Origin of the sequence: Streptomyces lushanensis, assembly GCF_001700515.1 — a bacterium.
GTDB classification, from domain to species: Bacteria; Actinomycetota; Actinomycetes; order Streptomycetales; family Streptomycetaceae; genus Streptomyces; species Streptomyces lushanensis.
In genome coordinates, this window is record NZ_MAUD01000602.1 from 1 (window position 1) to 711 (window position 711).

The 711-nt window shown below is 73.6% G+C and carries 1 protein-coding gene; it reads right to left on the bottom strand.

The genetic code is table 11. The features are described from left to right. Window positions 1-711 (bottom strand): ERAP1-like C-terminal domain-containing protein (locus BFF77_RS31720; protein WP_211280376.1); only part of this gene is annotated, 711 nt, incomplete at both ends.

A 711-nucleotide genomic window follows, 5' to 3' on the forward strand; every position in this document is an offset into this window, starting at 1 on the left:
CGCGGCGCAGGTCGTCGAGTTGGTCGGCGAGTCTGCGGTGGAGGGCGGGGATCATCTCCGTGCCGTCCAGGCATTCCTGGGCGAGGCGCAGTGATTCCTCGTCGACGGCGTGGACGGGGAAGGCGTGCCGGCCGGCTGCTTCGGCGATGGCGGGGCCGCGGCGCGCGGCGAGGGCGACGGCCTCGGGGTAGTAGCGGGGTACGTATTCCTGGACGAGTTCGGCCTGCTCGGGCTGCCAGAAGCCTTGCGCGGTGGCGGTGAACAGGTAGTTGGAGAGGTCGTCGGAGCCGAAGAGCCGCCTCCAGGCGTCGGCCTTGGCGGCGGGGTCGGGCAGTGCGGCGCGGCAGCGCGCGGCGCCTTCCTGGCCGGTGGCGCTGGGGTCTCGGGCGAGTTCGGCGTCGATGGTGGCGGTGTCGACGGCGCCGAGGACGGCGAGCCGGGTGAGGATGCGCCAGCGCAGTTCGGGGTCGAGTTCGGGTCCGCCGGGGACGCTGTCCATGCCGAGCCAGTCCTGGATGGTGTCGGGCTGGGTGGCGGCGTCGATGCGGTGGCGTACGGCGACGAGGCGCAGCCCCGGGTGGTTGCCGTCCTCGGTGCGGCGGATGAGGTCGCGGCAGAGCGCGGTGAGGGTGGCGAGTGCGGCGGGCCGGTCGTCGGCGCCGAGGTAGCGGTTGGTGATGTGGTCGGCGGCGAAGGCGAGGACGCCTTCGA